The organism is Pseudomonas sp. A6 (assembly GCF_052367875.1).
Taxonomy (GTDB): Bacteria; Pseudomonadota; Gammaproteobacteria; order Pseudomonadales; family Pseudomonadaceae; genus Pseudomonas; species Pseudomonas citronellolis.
In genome coordinates, this window is the sequence record NZ_CP198970.1 from 675,755 (window position 1) to 692,463 (window position 16,709).

16 protein-coding genes are annotated in these 16,709 nt (G+C 68.4%); 13 read left to right on the forward strand and 3 right to left on the reverse strand.

Features of this window, described 5'->3' with window-relative positions; translation table 11 throughout:
• Positions 1-20: 20 nt before the first annotated feature.
• The 3 genes from ACTWJ5_RS03015 to ACTWJ5_RS03025 are packed head-to-tail and all read right to left on the reverse strand — an operon-like array spanning position 21 to position 2,039.
• Positions 21-737 (reverse strand): ComF family protein, encoded by a 717-nt coding sequence (locus ACTWJ5_RS03015; RefSeq protein WP_444439519.1) that lies wholly within the window; start codon positions 735-737, stop codon positions 21-23.
• A gap of 34 nt (positions 738-771) precedes the next feature.
• Positions 772-1,065: a hypothetical protein gene (locus ACTWJ5_RS03020; protein WP_009615487.1), complete on the reverse strand. Its 294-nt coding sequence runs from the start codon at positions 1,063-1,065 to the stop codon at positions 772-774.
• 56 nt (positions 1,066-1,121) lie between these two features.
• Positions 1,122-2,039 carry a LysR family transcriptional regulator gene (locus ACTWJ5_RS03025; RefSeq protein ID WP_253391627.1) on the reverse strand — a complete coding sequence of 306 codons (918 nt, stop codon included), beginning with the start codon at positions 2,037-2,039 and terminating at the stop codon, positions 1,122-1,124.
• Positions 2,040-2,170: 131 nt separating this feature from the next.
• Here ACTWJ5_RS03025 and ACTWJ5_RS03030 point away from each other — a divergent pair, with 131 nt between their 5' ends.
• From ACTWJ5_RS03030 to ACTWJ5_RS03090, 13 genes are all read left to right on the forward strand, one after another.
• Entirely contained in the window at positions 2,171-2,929 is a 759-nt protein-coding gene (locus ACTWJ5_RS03030) for a 5-oxoprolinase subunit PxpA (protein WP_444437448.1), read from the forward strand.
• Positions 2,930-2,986: 57 nt separating this feature from the next.
• Positions 2,987-3,235: an acetyl-CoA carboxylase gene (locus ACTWJ5_RS03035; RefSeq protein ID WP_444437449.1), complete on the forward strand. Its 249-nt coding sequence runs from the start codon at positions 2,987-2,989 to the stop codon at positions 3,233-3,235.
• A 10-nt stretch (positions 3,236-3,245) separates the two neighbouring features.
• On the forward strand, positions 3,246-4,610 hold the full coding sequence (locus tag ACTWJ5_RS03040; protein WP_444437450.1) for an acetyl-CoA carboxylase biotin carboxylase subunit: 1,365 nt from the start codon (positions 3,246-3,248) through the stop codon (positions 4,608-4,610).
• A gap of 1 nt (position 4,611) precedes the next feature.
• Positions 4,612-5,490 (forward strand): 5-oxoprolinase subunit B family protein, encoded by an 879-nt coding sequence (locus tag ACTWJ5_RS03045; protein WP_444437451.1) that lies wholly within the window; start codon positions 4,612-4,614, stop codon positions 5,488-5,490.
• Positions 5,480-6,457, forward strand: a complete 978-nt coding sequence (locus tag ACTWJ5_RS03050; RefSeq protein WP_444437452.1) for a biotin-dependent carboxyltransferase family protein — start codon at positions 5,480-5,482, stop codon at positions 6,455-6,457. Before ACTWJ5_RS03045 ends, ACTWJ5_RS03050 begins: the two co-directional genes overlap by 11 nt.
• A 202-nt stretch (positions 6,458-6,659) precedes the next feature.
• Positions 6,660-7,715, forward strand: coding sequence for a biotin synthase BioB (bioB, locus tag ACTWJ5_RS03055; RefSeq protein ID WP_074984094.1), 1,056 nt, complete (start codon positions 6,660-6,662; stop codon positions 7,713-7,715).
• Between the two features lie 87 nt (positions 7,716-7,802).
• The gene (bioF, locus tag ACTWJ5_RS03060; RefSeq protein WP_253410906.1) at positions 7,803-9,008 is read left to right on the forward strand and encodes an 8-amino-7-oxononanoate synthase; all 1,206 of its coding nucleotides are present in this window, start codon (positions 7,803-7,805) and stop codon (positions 9,006-9,008) included.
• Positions 9,001-9,726, forward strand: coding sequence for an alpha/beta fold hydrolase (locus tag ACTWJ5_RS03065; protein WP_253410908.1), 726 nt, complete (start codon positions 9,001-9,003; stop codon positions 9,724-9,726). Before bioF ends, ACTWJ5_RS03065 begins: the two co-directional genes overlap by 8 nt.
• Entirely contained in the window at positions 9,719-10,525 is an 807-nt protein-coding gene (gene bioC, locus ACTWJ5_RS03070; RefSeq protein ID WP_444437453.1) for a malonyl-ACP O-methyltransferase BioC, read from the forward strand. Before ACTWJ5_RS03065 ends, bioC begins: the two co-directional genes overlap by 8 nt.
• Before the next feature lie 150 nt (positions 10,526-10,675).
• Positions 10,676-11,365, forward strand: coding sequence for a dethiobiotin synthase (bioD, locus tag ACTWJ5_RS03075; RefSeq protein ID WP_043269354.1), 690 nt, complete (start codon positions 10,676-10,678; stop codon positions 11,363-11,365).
• Positions 11,366-11,431: 66 nt separating this feature from the next.
• Complete coding sequence (locus ACTWJ5_RS03080; RefSeq protein WP_444437454.1) at positions 11,432-11,659, forward strand: hypothetical protein; 228 nt, start codon at positions 11,432-11,434, stop codon at positions 11,657-11,659.
• Positions 11,660-11,963: 304 nt separating this feature from the next.
• Entirely contained in the window at positions 11,964-13,769 is a 1,806-nt protein-coding gene (locus ACTWJ5_RS03085) for a phenylacyl-CoA dehydrogenase (protein WP_074984082.1), read from the forward strand.
• Between the two features lie 942 nt (positions 13,770-14,711).
• Complete coding sequence (locus tag ACTWJ5_RS03090) at positions 14,712-16,508, forward strand: acyl-CoA dehydrogenase C-terminal domain-containing protein (protein WP_253410912.1); 1,797 nt, start codon at positions 14,712-14,714, stop codon at positions 16,506-16,508.
• Positions 16,509-16,709: the final 201 nt, after the last annotated feature.

Consider the following 16,709-nt stretch of genomic DNA (forward strand, 5'->3'; position numbering starts at 1 on the left):
GTCGGCTGCCTACGGCGGGGTCAGCCCGGCTTCGGCGTGCGGGCCAGGCAATAGACGTCCACCCGCGCGGCGCCGGCACGCCGCAGCAGCTGCGCCAGGGCCGCGGCGGTGGCGCCAGTGGTCAGTACGTCGTCCACCAGCGCCAGGCGCAGGCCGCGCAGGGCCGCGCCGTCGTCCAGGGCGAAGGCCTGGCGCAGGTTGCGCTTTCGCTCGGCCTTGTCCAGGCCCTGCTGCGCTGGGGTGTCGCGCACCCGGCGCAGCGGCTGGCGACAGGGCAGGCCAAGGTCTGCGGCCAGGCGCCGGGCCAGCAACTCGGCCTGGTTGAAGCCGCGCTGGCGCTGCCGACGCGGAGCCAGGGGCACCGGCAGGAGCAGGTCGGGCAGCGGCAACCCCTCGGCGAAGGCGTGGCGCAGGTGGCGCCCCAGCAACTGGCCGAGCAGCCGGCCCAGGGGGCGGTCGGCTTGGTGCTTGAAGCGGGTGATGGCGCCGTCCACCGGGAAGGCGTAGCGCCAGGGCGCCAGGACCTGGTCGAAGGGCGGCGGCCGGCGCAGGCATTCGCCGCAGGTCAGGCCGTGTTCCGGCAGCGGCAGGGCGCAGGTGTTGCAGTGACTGCCCAGCCAGGGCAGGTCGGCGTCGCAGCCGGCGCACAACGCCAGGCCGGTGTCGGCCGGGCCGCCGCAGAACAGGCAGTCCGGACGCGGAACGAGGAGGGCGCGCAGGCGATCGAAGGTGAGCAGGGTGGCGTCCTCCGGGTGAAGCCCCGGCGGACGCTCAGTGGATCAGCCAGCTCATCACGATCAGGCCGAGCACGGTGAGCAGGATGCCGCCGAAGAAGGAGCGCCGGACGAAGGCGCGGATGCCACTGTAGAGCAGCAACAGGCCGAGGAAGAGTAGGACGAAGCTGAAGATCGACACGTCCATTCCGATGGCCCGGGCCAGGCCGTGGAGGAACTGGTCCATGGCCGCCCAGATGGCGCCCAGCAGGCCGGAAAGGAGGTCGACGACGAAGCGGATCGCCTTGCCGAGTGTCTGGCCGAGCCAGTCGAAAGTGCCTTCTGTTTCCATGTCCGTAGCGGTTCCCGATTGTTCCGTTCATTGGAGTGGCGCAGGGGCCGCCGGGTTCAGCGCCGTGTGCTGCTCAGCTGCGGGGCCAGGAAGGACTGCCGGAAGTATTCGCGGAACGCCTTCATCGCCGGGGTGAACTCGCGGTCGCGGTGCCAGGCCAGGCCGACGCTCATCGAAGGCACCGCGTCGACCAGGGTGAGCGTCTCGATGCGTTTGCCTTCCAGCGACCAGGGACGGTAGACGAGGTCGGAGAGGATGGCCACGCCGGAGCCGTTGGCGACCATGCTGCGCACCGCCTCCACCGAGCTTGTGCGCAGGATCACCCGTGGCTGCTGGCCGCTGTGCTGCCAGTAGCGCATGGAGGATTCGCCCGCCTCGTCGACGGTCAGCATGATGTACGGCTCGCTGGCCACGTCGGCCAGGCCCACGGCCGTGCGCTCGGCCAGCGGGTGGCGCAGCGGCAGCCAGAGGCGGCGGGTGGAGCTGAACAGCGTCTCCGCGGTTATCTGCGGCTCGGTGAGGTTGCCGGTGAGCACCACGGCCATGTCGTAGCGTCCTTCGAGCAGGCCGCGCTCGATGTCCACCCGTTCCTGCTCGTGCAGGTGCAGGCTCAGGTCCGGGTACCACTGCGCCAGGCGTTGCAGGTGGTGCGGCAGGAAGTAGCCCATCACGGTGTAGCTGGCCGCCACGTTCAGGCTGCCGCTGAGGTGGGTGTCCGGCAGCGGGCTGTTCAGGGCGTCCTCGACGCTGCGCAGGATGGAATAGGCGTGGTTGAGGAAATGCCGGCCGTTGTCGGTGAGGGTCATGCCCTGGGCCGTGCGGGTGAACAGCGCGGCGCCCAGCAGGCTCTCCAGTTCCTGGATGGCGCTGGTCACGGCCGACTGCGAGATGTGCAGGTTCAGCGCCGCCTGGGAAATCTGCCCGACTTCGGCGGTGGCCACGAAATAGCGCACCTGGCGCAGGGTGAAAGCCATGGGGCCGTGCTCCGAGAGGTATCTGTTTTTCAGAATCTACTGTATCGGATAATAAATCTACCCAATGCCACCCCTGCGACTTAAGGTCACCCCAACGACCTCAACAACAACGCATACAGGGGCCTGCGGCGATGCGGACAGTCGATCTCAATTCCGACATGGGCGAGGGCTTCGGCCCCTGGACCATCGGCGATGGCGTGGACGCGGCGATCATGCCGCTGATCAGCAGCGCCAACATCGCCACGGGCTTCCATGCCGGCGACCCGAACATCATGCGCCGCACCGTCGAGCTGGCCCTGGAACATGGCGTGGGCATCGGCGCGCACCCCGGCTTCCGCGACTTGGTCGGCTTCGGTCGGCGGCATGTGAACGCGCCGGCCACCGAGCTGGTCAACGACATGCTCTACCAGCTCGGCGCGCTGCGTGAGTTCGCCCGCCTGCAGGGCGCTAGCCTGCAGCACATCAAGCCCCACGGCGCGCTCTACATGCACCTGGCCCGCGACGAAGAGGCGGCCCACGAGTTCGTCGCCACCCTGCAGCGCCTCGACCCGCAGCTGGCGCTGTTCTGCATGGACGGCTCGGCTACCTGGCGCGCTGCCCAGGCGCTCGGCCAGCCGGTGGTGCGCGAGTTCTACGCCGACCGCGACTACGACCGCAGCGGCTCCATCGTCTTCATCCGCCGGGTGCGCGCCCTCGACCCCCGGGAGGTGGCCGCCAAGGTCCTGCGCGCCTGCCAGGAAGGCAAGGTACGTACGGTGGACGGCGGGGACATCGCCATCGCCTTCGACTCCATCTGCATCCACAGCGACACCCCCGGCGCCCTGGCGCTGGTCGAGGCCACCCGCGCCGCCCTGCTGGGCGCCGGCATCCGCATCGAGGCGCCGCGCTGAGCGCCACTCCCCATCACTGCATCTGCCATCCACACATTCGAACAATGAGGAACAGTCATGGCCGAACATCATGTGCAGTCGCCCTTGCCGGGCACCTTCTACCGCAGGCCGAGCCCGGATGCGCCCAACTACGCCGAGGTCGGCCAGCGTGTCGAGCCGGGCAGCGTGATCGGCCTGGTGGAGGTGATGAAGCAGTTCTCCGAGGTGCAGGCCGAATGCGCCGGCACCCTGAACGCCTTCCTGGTCGAGGATGGCGAGCCGATCGAGCCCGGCCAGGACCTGGCGACCATCGACGGCGACGCGTGAGGGCACGACCATGCTGAAGAAACTGCTGGTGGCCAACCGCGGCGAGATCGCCGTGCGCATCATCCGTGCCGCGCGGGCGCTGGGGATTCCCACGGTCGCGGTGTGCAGCGAGGCGGATGCCGACTCCCTGGCCGCGCGCCAGGCCGACGAGGTGCGCATCATCGGCCCGGCCCGCGCCGATCGCAGCTACCTGAATGCCGAGGCGCTGCTGCAGGCGGCGCGCGACAGCGGGGCGGACTCGATCCACCCCGGCTACGGCTTCCTTTCCGAGAATGCCGCCTTCGCCGAGGCGGTGGCCGCTGCCGGGCTGGTCTTCGTCGGCCCCAACGCGCGGACCATCCGCCGCATGGGCGACAAGGCCGAGGCGCGGCGCACGGCGATGGCGGCCGGGGTGCCGGTGGTGCCGGGCTCGCCGGGCGAGTTGGAGGATATCGAGGCGGCTTTACGCTGTGCCGAGGACGTCGGCTACCCGCTGCTGATCAAGGCTTCGGCCGGTGGCGGCGGCCGTGGCATCCGCATCGCCCACGACGCCGAGGAACTGCGCCGCGAGTTCCCCATCGCCCAGCGCGAGGCCCAGGCGGCCTTCGGCTCCGGCGCGGTGTACCTGGAGCGCTTCATCCGCCAGGCGCGGCACATCGAGGTGCAGATTCTCGGCGATGGCGAGCGGGTGGTGCATCTGTTCGAGCGCGAATGCTCGCTGCAGCGGCGCCGGCAGAAGGTCTTCGAGGAAGCACCCTCCGCGGCGCTCGACGATGCCCAGCGCGAGGCCCTCTGCGCCAGCGCCGTGCGCCTGGCCGAAAGCCTCGGCTACCGTGGCGCCGGCACCCTGGAGTACCTGTTCGATTCCCACAGCGGCGAGTTCTTCTTCATCGAGATGAACACCCGCATCCAGGTCGAGCACCCGGTCAGCGAGATGATCACCGGTGTCGACCTGGTCCAGGCCATGCTGCGCATCGCTGGCGGCGAGCCGCTGGCGCTGCGCCAGGAAGACATTCGCCTGAACGGCGCGGCGCTGGAAATGCGCATCAACGCCGAGGACCCGGCGCGCAACTTCTTCCCCTGCCCGGGCGTGGTCGAGAGCCTCGGCTGGCCCCAGGGCGACGGCGTGCGGGTGGATAGCCACCTGTACCCCGGCTACCGTGTGCCGCCTTACTACGACTCGCTGCTGGCGAAGATCATCATCCATGGCAGGGACCGCGAAGAAGCCTTCTTCCGCGCCGAACGAGCCCTGGAGGAAACCCAACTGAGCGGCATGGCCACCACCCTGTCGCTGCACCGCTGGCTGCTGTCGGAGCCGCGCGTGCGCGCCGCGCAGTTCGACACCGGCACCCTGGAAACCTGGCTGGCCGAACGCGCGGCCGCCCTGGAGGTGTGACATGCACGAGCAGATCCGCTACAGCTTCGGCGGCGACGAGCACCTGTTCGCCGAGGTCGCCGAATCCATGTCGCTGGAGGCCTTCTTCCGTGGCATGGCGGTGACCCGCGCCGTCGAGCGCCAGGCCATCCCCGGCGTGCTGGACGTGTGCCTGGCCAACGCCTCCTTCCAGATTCGCTTCGACCCCGACCAGGTGGCCCCGCAGGCGCTGCTGGAGCAGGTGCGCGAGCTGGAGTCCCATGCCACCACCGAGCGCAGCATCCACACGCGGATCATCGAGATCCCGGTGCTGTACAACGACCCCTGGACCCACGAGACGCTGATGCGCTTCCGCGACCGCCACCAGGACCCGGCCTCCACCGACCTGGAATACGCCGCGCGGATCAACGGCTACCAGGACGCCCAGGCCTTCATCGAGGCGCACAGCGGCACGCCCTGGTTCGTCTCCATGGTCGGCTTCGTCGCCGGCCTGCCGTTCATGTACCAGATGGTCGAGCGCGAGCGGCAGCTGCAGGTGCCCAAGTACCTGCGCCCGCGCACCGACACGCCGAAGCTGACCCTCGGCCACGGCGGCTGCTTCGGCTGCATCTACTCGGTGCGCGGCGCCGGCGGCTACCAGATGTTCGGCGTCACCCCGGCGCCGATCTACGACCCGCAGCAGCGCCTGGGCTACCTGCAGGACTCCATGGTGTTCTTCCGCGCCGGCGACATCGTCCAGTTCCGCCCCATCGACCGCGAGGAATACGACCGCTCCGTGGCCGAGGTGGAGGCGGGCAGCTTCGCGCTGCGCATCCGCCCGGTCGAGTTCGACCTCGACGCTTTCCTCGCCGACCCGCAAGGCTGCAAGCAACGACTGCAGGAGGTGCTCCATGTCGCTTAAGGTGCTCAAGCCCGGCCTCGCCACCTCGGTGCAGGACGCCGGCCGCGAAGGCTACTACCACCTGGGCATCCCGCCCTCCGGCGCGCTCGACCAGTACGCCCTGCGCGCGGCGAACCTGCTGGTGGGCAACCCGGCCACCGCCGCGGCGCTGGAATGCACCCTGCTCGGGCCGCAACTGGAATTCCAGCGCGACGCCCTGGTAGCGGTCTGCGGCGCGGCCATGACGCCACGCCTGGACGGCGCCGAGATGCCGCTGGATTGCGCCTTCCGCGTGCGCGCCGGGCAGGTGCTGGGTTTCGACTTCATCAAGGCCGGCGCCCGTGGCTACATCGCCATCGATGGCGGCATCGACGTGCCGGAAGTGCTGGGCAGCCGCTCCACCTACGGCCTGGGCAGCATCGGCGGCTTCGCCGGGCGGCGCCTGCAGGCTGGTGACGAATTGCCCCTGGGCGCTCCCACCGGCGCCGGTCGCGAGGGCCTGGCGCTGCCGCGCTCGTTGCAGATCAAGGTCGGTGGCGAAGTCAGCCTGCGGGTGGTGCCGGGGCTCTATCACCATCGCCTGACGGCCCGGGCCGCCGAGCAGTTCTTCGCCGACACCTGGACCGTCGGCTCTGAAGCCGACCGCACCGGCTTCCGCTTCAAGGGCGGCACGCCGCTGGCCTTCGAGCCGCGCGAGCAGCCGTTCGGCGCCGGCTCCGATCCGTCGAACATCGTCGACGCCTGCTACCCGATCGGTTCCATCCAGGTGCCCGGCGGCCTGGAGCCCATCGTCCTGCACCGCGACGCCGTGTCCGGCGGCGGCTACGCGATGATCGGCACGGTGATCAGCGCCGACCTCGACCGCATGGCCCAGCTGCAGCCCAACCAGAAGGCCCGTTTCGTCGCCATCACCCTGGAGGAGGCGCTGGCGGCGCGGCGTCGCTACAAGCAGCAGGTCGAAAACCTGTACCGCTTCTTCCTTGCCTAGATGAGCGCGGCGGCGCCTGTGCCGGGTGCCGCCTGCGTCGTGGTGCAGGCTGGTCAATTAATAGTCACTTGTCGACTTGTGACTTCAACTTGGTTGACAGCGACCAAGGCTTACATATCATGCCTCCAAAGCCTGAACCGCCACGCCCTGCCGTGGCGGCCGAGAACAACGAGGCGTCAGCCCGCGTCCGAAGGAACTCCCCATGAGTGCAACCGCATCCATCGCCACCCGCCACGACTGGACCCTCGCCGAAGTGAAGGCGCTCTTCGAGCAGCCTTTCAACGACCTCCTGTTCCAGGCGCAGACGGTGCACCGCGCGCACTTCGACCCGAACCGCGTGCAGGTCTCGACCCTGCTGTCGATCAAGACCGGCGCCTGCCCGGAAGACTGCAAGTACTGCCCGCAGTCCGGCCACTACAACACCGGCCTGGACAAGCAGAAGCTGATGGAAGTGCAGAAGGTGCTGGAAGCGGCCGCCGAGGCCAAGGCCATCGGCTCCACCCGCTTCTGCATGGGCGCGGCCTGGAAGCACCCCTCGGCCAAGGACATGCCCTACGTGCTGGAAATGGTGAAGGGCGTGAAGAAGCTCGGCCTGGAAACCTGCATGACCCTCGGCAAGCTGACCCAGGAGCAGACCCAGGCCCTGGCCGAGGCCGGGCTGGACTACTACAACCACAACCTCGACACCTCGCCGGAGTTCTACGGCAACATCATCACCACCCGCACCTACGGCGAGCGCCTGCAGACACTGGCCTACGTGCGCGAAGCGGGGATGAAGATCTGCTCCGGCGGCATCCTCGGCATGGGCGAGTCGGTGGCCGACCGCGCCGGCCTGCTGATCCAACTGGCCAACCTGCCGGAACACCCGGAGTCGGTGCCGATCAACATGCTGGTCAAGGTCAAGGGCACCCCGCTGGCCGAAGAGAAGGACGTCGATCCCTTCGACTTCATCCGCACCCTGGCCGTGGCCCGCATCATGATGCCGAAGTCCCACGTGCGCCTGTCCGCCGGCCGCGAGCAGATGAACGAGCAGATGCAGGCCCTGGCCTTCATGGCTGGCGCCAACTCGATCTTCTACGGCGAGAAGCTGCTGACCACCCGCAACCCGCAGGCCGACAAGGACATGCAACTGTTCGCCCGCCTGGGCATCAAGCCCGAGGAGCGCGAGGAGCACGCCGACGAGGTGCACCAGGCCGCCATCGAGCAGGCCCTGGTCGAGCAGCGCGATTCGCAGCTGTTCTACAACGCCGCATTGTAAAGCCGCTGAAGGCTAGAGGCTGAAGGCTGGACGAGGTCGCTCTTTCGTTTAGCCTTCAGCCTCCAGCCGCTTTTATCGAGGCGCCTCATGTCCTTCGATCTCGCCGCCCGTCTGGCCCAGCGCCAGGCGGACGATCTCTACCGCCAGCGGCCGTTGCTGGAGTCGCCGCAGGGCCCGATGGTGCGGGTGGACGGCCGGCCGATGCTGGCCTTCTGTTCCAATGACTACCTGGGCCTGGCCAACCATCCCGAGGTGATAGCCGCCTTGCGCACCGGCGCCGAGCGCTGGGGCGTGGGCGGTGGCGCCTCGCACCTGGTCAACGGCCACTGCGGGCCGCACCACGAACTGGAGCTGGCCCTGGCCGAATTCACCGGTCGGCCGCGCGCGCTGCTGTTCTCCACCGGCTACATGGCCAACCTGGGCGCGGTGACCGCGCTGCTGGGCAAGGGCGATACCGTGCTGGAAGACCGCCTCAACCATGCCTCGCTGCTGGACGCCGGGCTGCTCAGCGGCGCGCGCTTCTCGCGCTACCTGCACAATGACGCGGCCAGCCTGGCGCAGCGCCTGGGCAAGGCCGAGGGCAACACCCTGGTGGTCACCGACGGCGTGTTCAGCATGGACGGCGACCTCGCCGAGCTGCCTGCGCTGTGCGCCGAGGCCAAGCGCCACGGCGCCTGGGTGATGGTCGATGACGCCCACGGCTTCGGCCCGCTGGGCGCCCACGGCGGCGGCATCGTCGAACACTTCGGCCTGGGCCTGGACGACGTGCCGGTGCTGGTCGGCACCCTGGGCAAGGCCTTCGGCACCGCCGGCGCCTTCGTCGCCGGCAGCGAGGAACTGGTGGAGACGCTGATCCAGTTCGCCCGCCCGTACATCTACACCACCAGCCAGCCGCCGGCGCTGGCCTGTGCCACGCTGAAGAGCCTGGAGCTGCTGCGCGCCGAGAGCTGGCGCCGCGAGCACCTGGGCAGGCTGATCGCGCGCTTCCGCCGTGGCGCCGAGGCCATTGGCCTGACGCTGATGGACAGCTTCACGCCGATCCAGCCGATCCTCATCGGCGGCAGCCGCCAGGCCATGGCGCTGTCGGCCGCGCTGCGCGACCACGGCATCCTGGTCGGCGCCATCCGCCCGCCCACCGTGCCGGCCGGCAGCGCGCGGCTGCGCGTGACCTTCAGCGCCAGCCACAGCGAGGAGCAGGTCGACCGCCTGCTCGAAGCCTTGGAGCAGAGCTGGCGCCAGGTCTCCACCAGCCTGCTGGCGGAACTCGACGCCGAGGAGGGCGAGGATGCGTGACCAACTGATACTGCTGCCCGGCTGGGGCCTGGGTACCGCGCCCTTGGAGCCGCTGCGCGACGCGCTGCTGGAGCAGGCGCCGCACCTGCACGTCCACATCGAGCCGCTGCCGCGCGAGGCCGACCCGGCGCTATGGCTGGACGAACTGGACGACGAGCTGCCCGAAGGCAGCTGGCTGGCCGGCTGGTCCCTGGGCGGCATGCTCGCCGCCGAGCTGGCCGCACGCCGTGGCGACGCCTGCCGCGGGCTGATCACCCTGGCCGCCAACGCCAGCTTCCGCCAGCTCGACGACTGGCCGCAGGCCATGCCCAACAGCGTCTTCGAGGACTTCTTCGAAGCCTTCCTGCTGGAGCCGGAGCTGACGCGCAAGCGCTTCACCCTGCTGGTCAGCCAGGGCGCCCGCGACGCCCGCACCCTGGCGCGGCAACTGCAGGTGGCGCTGCCAGCGCTGGAGACCGGGGCGCTGAGCGCCGGCCTGCAACTGCTGGGGCGCCTGGACACCCGCGCGGCGCTGGAGCGCTACGACGGCCCGCAACTGCACCTGTTCGCCGGCAACGATGCGCTGGTCCCGGCCGGCGCCGCCGAGGCGTTGCTGGGCTGGTTGCCGGACGTGGAAGTGAGCACCATCGCCGGCGCCAGCCACGGCTTGCCGCTGGAACGCCCGGACGAGGTGGCCGCGGCCATCCTGACTTTCATCCACGAGGGCGACGATGTCTGATCCCCTGGGCGGCGCGCTGCCGGACAAGCGCCAGGTCGCCGCTTCCTTCTCCCGCGCGGCCGCCACCTACGATGCGGTGGCCGAACTGCAGCGCGGCGTCGGCGACAGCCTGCTGGCGCGCCTGCCGGCCGACCTGGCGGTGCGCCGCTGGCTCGACCTGGGTTGCGGCACCGGCCACTTCAGCCGCGCCCTGGCCCGGCGTTTCGGCGAAGCCGAAGGGCTGGCTGTGGATATCGCCGAAGGCATGCTGCGCCACGCCCGCGAGCACGGCGGCGCGCAGCACTTCATCGGCGGCGATGCCGAGCGCCTGCCGCTGCGCGGTGAGTGCTGCGACCTGCTGTTCTCCAGCCTGGCCATCCAGTGGTGCGCCGACCTGCCGGCGGTGCTCGGCGAGGCGTGCCGGGTATTGCGTGAGGGCGGCGTGTTCGCCTTCAGCAGCCTGTGCATCGGCACCCTGGGCGAGCTGCGCGCCAGCTGGCAGGCGGTGGACGGCTTCGTCCACGTCAACCGCTTCCGCGCCTTCGCCGACTACCAGGCGCAGTGCGCGGCCAGCGGGCTGGAAGTGCTGCAACTGGTCACCGAGGACCGCGTGCTGCACTTCCCCGATCTGCGCAGCCTGACTCACGAACTCAAGGCCTTGGGCGCGCACAACCTCAATCCCGGCCGCCCCGACGGGCTCACCGGGCGGGCGAGGGTGCGGGCGCTGATCGAGGCCTACGAACGCTTCCGCCAGCCCGAGGGGCTGCCGGCGACCTATAGGGTGGTCCACGCCATCCTGCGCAAACCCATCTCTTCGTAGGCGGGGACTCCGGCAAACATAACGTCCGTAGGATGGGTTGAGCGAAGCGATACCCATCACCGCCACCGCATGGGTTTCGCAAGCTCAACCCATCCTACGAAAGCCCCTCGGCGCAGCCGGCACCTACACGTATAGCCCTTGAGGAACCCCATGCCACACGCGTTTTTCATCACCGGCACCGACACCGAAATCGGCAAGACCACCATCGCCGCCGGCCTGCTGCACGCAGCGCGCATGGCCGGGATGTCCACCGCCGCCGCCAAGCCGGTGGCCTCCGGCTGCGAACGCCGCCCCGAGGGCCTGCGCAACGGCGACGCCCTGGCCCTGCTGGGCGAGTGCAGCCTGCCGCTGGCCTACGAGGAGGTGAACCCCTTCGCCTTCGAGCCGGCCATCGCCCCGCACCTGGCGGCCCGCGAGGTTGGCGTGGCGCTGAACGTCGACACCCTGGCCGGGCCGGTACGCCACGTGCTGGCGCGCGGCGCCGACTTCACCCTGGTGGAAGGCGCCGGTGGCTGGCGCGTGCCGCTGGCCGGCGAGGAGAGCCTGTCGGACCTGGCCATCCGCCTCGACCTGCCGGTGATCCTGGTAGTGGGCGTGCGCCTGGGCTGCATCAACCACGCGGTGCTCAGCGCCGAGGCCATCCTGCGCGACGGCCTGCCGCTGGCCGGCTGGGTGGCGAACATCGTCGACCCCAAGACCTCTCGCCTGGAAGAGAACCTGGCGACCCTCGCCGAACGCCTGCCGGCGCCCTGCATCGGCCGCGTGCCGCACCTGGCCGCGCCGACGCCCATGGCAGTGGCCGCGCACCTGGACCTGGGCATTCTCGATCTTCCGGACTGATGGCCTTTGAATATCATCGGCGATCCTGCTTGAATAGGCGGCAGGTTCCAGCGAGGAAGATCGACCATGGAAATCTCCGGTAACGCATTCAGTACCGGTCTGCAGGGGCTGCAACGCAGCCTGCAGCAGGTCGACCGTGCCGCCGCCCAGGTGGCCGCGCAGCCCGTGGCCAAGGACGACATCGCCCGGCCCATGGTGGACATGGAGATGAGCAAGTACGCCGCCCTGGCGTCCAGCCGCGTCCTGCAGACCGCCGACGAAACCCTCGGGACGCTGATCGACATCAGCGTCTGACGCCTTTCCTGCCTTCAGAATTTCCTTTCAGCAACCTCGGGTAGTCGCCTGTCGACGGCCCGCGGCTGGGCTTTACTTGTCCCTATCGATACCCGCAAACGCAGCGCTCTGGACCGTGCCCTCGCGCGTGACCGGGCGGTCGGTTGGCGCGCTTGACAAGGGTAGGGCGTAAACGTATGTTTCAAACGCCTGTTTGAGAGTCGAGGCGCGCGGCGCATCGGCTGGGCGGCCGGGAACGCTCCCGCACAGCGACCGCAAGCATCGGTCGCCCATTAACCAGAACCCTTCGTAGAGGTTTACCGCTATGCCTGATTACAAGGCCCCCTTGCGTGATATCCGTTTCGTTCGCGACGAGCTGCTGGGCTACGAAGCGCACTACCAGAACCTGCCGGGCGCCCAGGACGCCACGCCGGACATGGTCAATGCCATCCTCGAAGAGGGTGCCAAGTTCTGCGAACAGGTGATCGCCCCGCTGAACCGCGTCGGCGACCAGGAAGGTTGCACCTGGAGCCCCGAGGGTGTGAAGACCCCCACCGGCTTCAAGGCGGCCTACGAACAATTCGTCGAAGGCGGTTGGCCGAGCCTGGCCCATGACGTCGAGCACGGCGGCCAGGGCCTGCCGGAGTCCCTGGGCATGGCCATCAGCGAGATGGTCGGCCAGGCCAACTGGTCCTGGGGCATGTACCCGGGCCTGTCCCACGGCGCCATGAACACCCTGCACGCCCACGGCACCCCGGAGCAGCAGTCCACCTACCTGACCAAGCTGGTATCCGGCGAGTGGACCGGCACCATGTGCCTGACCGAGCCGCACTGCGGCACCGACCTGGGCATGCTGCGCACCAAGGCCGAGCCCCAGGCCGACGGCACCTACAAGGTCACCGGCACTAAGATCTTCATTTCCGCCGGCGAACACGACATGGCCGACAACATCGTCCACATCGTGCTGGCCCGCCTGCCCGACGCCCCGCAGGGCACCAAGGGCATCTCGCTGTTCATCGTGCCCAAGTTCCTGCCCAACGCCGAAGGCGGCGTGGGCGAGCGCAACGCCGTGTCCTGTGGCTCCATCGAGCACAAGATGGGCATCCACGGCAACGCCACCTGCGTGATGAACTTCGACGCCGCCACCGGCTTCCTGATCGGCCCGCCGAACAAGGGCCTGAACTGCATGTTCACCTTCATGAACACCGCTCGCCTGGGTACCGCGCTGCAAGGCCTGGCCCACGCCGAGATCGGTTTCCAGGGTGGCATCGCCTACGCCCGCGAGCGTCTGCAGATGCGTTCGCTGACCGGCCCGAAGGCCCCGGAAAAGGCCGCCGACCCGATCATCGTGCACCCGGACGTGCGCCGCATGCTGCTGACCGCCAAGGCGTTCGCCGAAGGCAACCGCGCCATGCTGTACTTCGCCGCCAAGCAGGTCGACATCGTCCAGCGCAGCCAGGACGAAGAGCAGAAGAAAGCCGCTGACGCGATGCTGGCCTTCCTCACCCCGATCGCCAAGGCGTTCATGACTGAAGTCGGCTTCGAAGCGGCCAACCACGGCGTGCAGATCTACGGCGGCCACGGCTTCATCGCCGAGCACGGCATGGAGCAGAACGTCCGCGACAGCCGCATCTCCATGCTGTACGAAGGCACCACCGGCGTTCAGGCGCTGGACCTGCTGGGCCGCAAGGTGCTGATGACCCAGGGCGAGGCGCTCAAGGGCTTCACCAAGATCGTGCACAAGTTCTGCCAGGCCAACGAAGGCAACGAAGCCGTCAAGGAACTCGTCGCGCCGCTGGCCGCGCTGAACAAGGAGTGGGGCGAACTGACCATGAAGGTCGGCATGGCCGCCATGAAGGACCGCGAGGAAGTCGGCGCCGCTTCGGTGGACTACCTGATGTTCTCCGGTTACGCCTGCCTGGCCTACTTCTGGGCCGACATGGCGCGCCTGGCTGCCGAGAAACTGGCTGCCGGCACCAGCGAGGAAGGCTTCTACAAGGCCAAGCTGCAGACCGCGCGTTTCTACTTCCAGCGCATCCTGCCGCGTACCCGCACCCACGTTGCCGCCATGCTGTCCGGTGCTGGCAACCTGATGGACATGGCTGAGGAAGATTTCTCCCTCGGTTACTGATGGCCAGCGGCCGCTTCCGGCGGCCGCTCCGCCTTCCGGCGTAATGCTGTTCAGTTAAGAAAGAATGCCGTTTCTCTGCTTAAGGGAAACGGCATTTTTCATTTGGGATGGGGCTAGGGCTTCGTTTGCGAATCCTGATCCCTCGCTCCGATCCTCACCCCCGTCATTCCCGCGAACGCGGGAACCCAGAGACTTCTTGTTTGGGTGTGTTTGCGCCGCTTCGGCGTGCTCGGATGTCTCTCGTTTCGCCCCCTCGGGCGAGTCCCTTTTGTCAAACGCCACAAAAGGAACCAAAAAGGCTTGCCCCAACATACGGGCCCGATGAAGCCGGGCTCCCCTCACGAATTCCCCCGCCACGGAGGCCCGCCCCGAGGGTACGTCCCTGTAGCCCGCGGGGCTCTCGCGACATCCATGTCGCATGACCTCCTGAGCGCGGGTTTCGCTCGGCCTTCTGAAGGGGCGTTTCGGTGCGTGTGGATGCTTCTTTGGAAGTCCAAAAGCCAGAGCTGAGCCGCTTTGCTCTTCGTAGGAGCGAGCTTGCTCGCGAACCCGCCAGTCACTGGGTTCCCGCGTTCGCGGGAATGACGGGCTGGGGTTAGGAGTATCAGGATGACTCCAAACTCCCCACCCACTCCGAACGGCCCCCTCTCCCTCCGGGAGAGGGCTGGGGTGAGGGAGCGGAGCCAGGCCTGGGCACCTCCGCTAATCCAACGCATCGCTTGAATGAACAACATTTCGCCATATGGCAGGCTTTTTTGCGCTGTTGCAGGCGGTGGGCGCCCTACAGCCAGAACTATCCCCGCACGCTGCGCAGCGCCTGGGACGGCGCCGGTTATGGCCGCGCATTCATCGCGCGCAGAGTGATTGCCGGGGCTTTCCGGCGCACAGTAGGTTCGGGGTTGATCCGCGCCGCTTTGGCGCCGAACCGACTGGAGAACCGCCATGCCCGAGTACAAGGCTCCCCTGCGCGACATGCGCTTCCTGATCGACGAAGTCTTCGACTTTGCCGGCCGCTACCAGGCCCTGGGAGCGACCGACGCCAGCCCGGACATGGTTTCCGCCATCCTCGAGGAGGGCGCCAAGTTCTGCGAGCAGGTGCTGGCCCCGCTGAACCGCTCCGGCGACGAGGAAGGCTGCCACTTCGACAACGGCGTGGTAACCACGCCCAAGGGCTTCAAGGAGGCCTTCGCGCAATACGTCGAGGGCGGCTGGAACGGTGTGTCCTCCGACCCGGCCTACGGTGGCCAGGGCCTGCCGCATTCCCTCGGCCTGCTGGTCAGCGAGATGATCGGCGCCGCCAACTGCTCCTGGGCCATGTACCCCGGGCTGACCAAGGGCGCCATGGCCGCCATCCACGCCCACGGCAGCGCCGAACAGAAGCAGGCCTATCTGCCGCGCATGACCGCCGGCACCTGGACCGGCACCATGTGCCTGACCGAACCGCACTGCGGCACCGACCTGGGCATCATCAAGACCCGCGCCGTGCCCAACGCCGACGGCAGCTATGCCATCAGCGGCACCAAGATCTTCATCTCCGCCGGCGAGCACGACCTGAGCGGCAACATCATCCACCTGGTGCTGGCCAAGCTGCCCGACGCGCCGGCCGGCACCAAGGGCATCTCGCTGTTCATCGTGCCCAAGTTCCTGCTCGACGCCAGCGGCGAGGCCGGCGCGCGCAACGCCGTGGCCTGCGGCTCCATCGAGCACAAGATGGGCATCAAGGCCTCGGCCACCTGCGTGATGAACTTCGACGGCGCCACCGGCTACCTGATCGGCGAGGCCAACAAGGGCCTGGCCTGCATGTTCACCATGATGAACCACGCGCGCCTGGGCACCGGCATGCAGGGCCTGTGCCTCGGCGAGGTGAGCTACCAGGGCGCCGTGAAGTACGCCCAGGAGCGCCTGCAGATGCGCGCCCTGACCGGGCCCAAGGCGCCGGACAAGCCGGCCGACCCGATCATCGTCCACCCCGACGTGCGGCGCATGTTGCTGACCATGCGTGCGTTCAACGAGGGCAACCGCGCCCTGGCCTACTTCACCGCGCAACTGCTGGACATCGAGCACCTGTCCGACAGCGCCGAGGAGCGCGAGCGGGCAGCCAACCTGCTGGCCTTCCTCACCCCGATCTGCAAGGCCTTCATGACCGACACCGGGCTGGAGGTGACCAACCACGGCATGCAGGTGTTCGGCGGTCACGGCTTCATCCGCGAGTGGGGCATGGAACAGCTGGTGCGCGACTGCCGCATCGCCCCGATCTACGAAGGCACCAACGGCATCCAGGCCCTGGACCTGCTCGGCCGCAAGGTGCTGGGCAGCCAGGGCAAGCTGCTGCTGGGCTTCACCAAGCTGGTCCACCAGCTGTGCCAGGCCAATGCCGAGCACCCGCAGCTCAAGGCCCAGGTGGCGCAGCTGGCGGCGCTGAACAAGCAATGGGGCGAGTTGACCCAGAAGGTCGGCATGGCGGCCATGAAGAACCCCGACGAAGTCGGCGCGGCGGCGGTGGACTACCTGATGTTCTCCGGCTACGTCACCCTCGGCTACTTCTGGCTGCGCATGGCCCTGGTGGCCCGGCAGAAGCTGGAGGAGGGCGCCGCCGAGGCGGACTTCTACCAGGCCAAGCTGGCCACCGCGGACTTCTACTTCGCCCGCCTGCTGCCGCGCGCCGCGGCGCACCTGGCGGCGGTGGAGGCCGGTGGCGAGACGCTGATGCGCCTGTCCGCCGAGCAGTTCGCCCTCTGATCGCGGCGCCAGCGGCCCCGGTTGCCCCAGGGTGGCCGGGGCCGCTGGCTGTCCGGTGGATAAATATTGTGACCAATAATTAATTATTCGTTCACAACATGACGCTATGTCTCTGAAGTGTTTGCGGAGTAAGCTCCGCCGGCGTACCCTTGCGTACCTTCTATCCTGAATACCGCTGGCTGCTTGTTCAGCCGTTGTTTC

What these genes read in the sequence shown, in the direction of transcription:
- ACTWJ5_RS03045 (WP_444437451.1), top strand. Translation starts at nt 4,612, where the DNA reads ATGCACGAGCAGATCCGCTACAGCTTCGGCGGCGACGAGCACCTGTTC.
- bioC (WP_444437453.1), top strand. Translation starts at nt 9,719, where the DNA reads ATGTCTGATCCCCTGGGCGGCGCGCTGCCGGACAAGCGCCAGGTCGCC.
- ACTWJ5_RS03085 (WP_074984082.1), top strand. Translation starts at nt 11,964, where the DNA reads ATGCCTGATTACAAGGCCCCCTTGCGTGATATCCGTTTCGTTCGCGAC.
- ACTWJ5_RS03035 (WP_444437449.1), top strand. Translation starts at nt 2,987, where the DNA reads ATGGCCGAACATCATGTGCAGTCGCCCTTGCCGGGCACCTTCTACCGC.
- bioD (WP_043269354.1), top strand. Translation starts at nt 10,676, where the DNA reads ATGCCACACGCGTTTTTCATCACCGGCACCGACACCGAAATCGGCAAG.
- ACTWJ5_RS03065 (WP_253410908.1), top strand. Translation starts at nt 9,001, where the DNA reads ATGCGTGACCAACTGATACTGCTGCCCGGCTGGGGCCTGGGTACCGCG.
- bioF (WP_253410906.1), top strand. Translation starts at nt 7,803, where the DNA reads ATGTCCTTCGATCTCGCCGCCCGTCTGGCCCAGCGCCAGGCGGACGAT.
- ACTWJ5_RS03030 (WP_444437448.1), top strand. Translation starts at nt 2,171, where the DNA reads ATGCGGACAGTCGATCTCAATTCCGACATGGGCGAGGGCTTCGGCCCC.
- ACTWJ5_RS03090 (WP_253410912.1), top strand. Translation starts at nt 14,712, where the DNA reads ATGCCCGAGTACAAGGCTCCCCTGCGCGACATGCGCTTCCTGATCGAC.
- ACTWJ5_RS03020 (WP_009615487.1), bottom strand. Translation starts at nt 1,065, where the DNA reads ATGGAAACAGAAGGCACTTTCGACTGGCTCGGCCAGACACTCGGCAAG.
- ACTWJ5_RS03025 (WP_253391627.1), bottom strand. Translation starts at nt 2,039, where the DNA reads ATGGCTTTCACCCTGCGCCAGGTGCGCTATTTCGTGGCCACCGCCGAA.
- bioB (WP_074984094.1), top strand. Translation starts at nt 6,660, where the DNA reads ATGAGTGCAACCGCATCCATCGCCACCCGCCACGACTGGACCCTCGCC.
- ACTWJ5_RS03040 (WP_444437450.1), top strand. Translation starts at nt 3,246, where the DNA reads ATGCTGAAGAAACTGCTGGTGGCCAACCGCGGCGAGATCGCCGTGCGC.
- ACTWJ5_RS03080 (WP_444437454.1), top strand. Translation starts at nt 11,432, where the DNA reads ATGGAAATCTCCGGTAACGCATTCAGTACCGGTCTGCAGGGGCTGCAA.
- ACTWJ5_RS03050 (WP_444437452.1), top strand. Translation starts at nt 5,480, where the DNA reads ATGTCGCTTAAGGTGCTCAAGCCCGGCCTCGCCACCTCGGTGCAGGAC.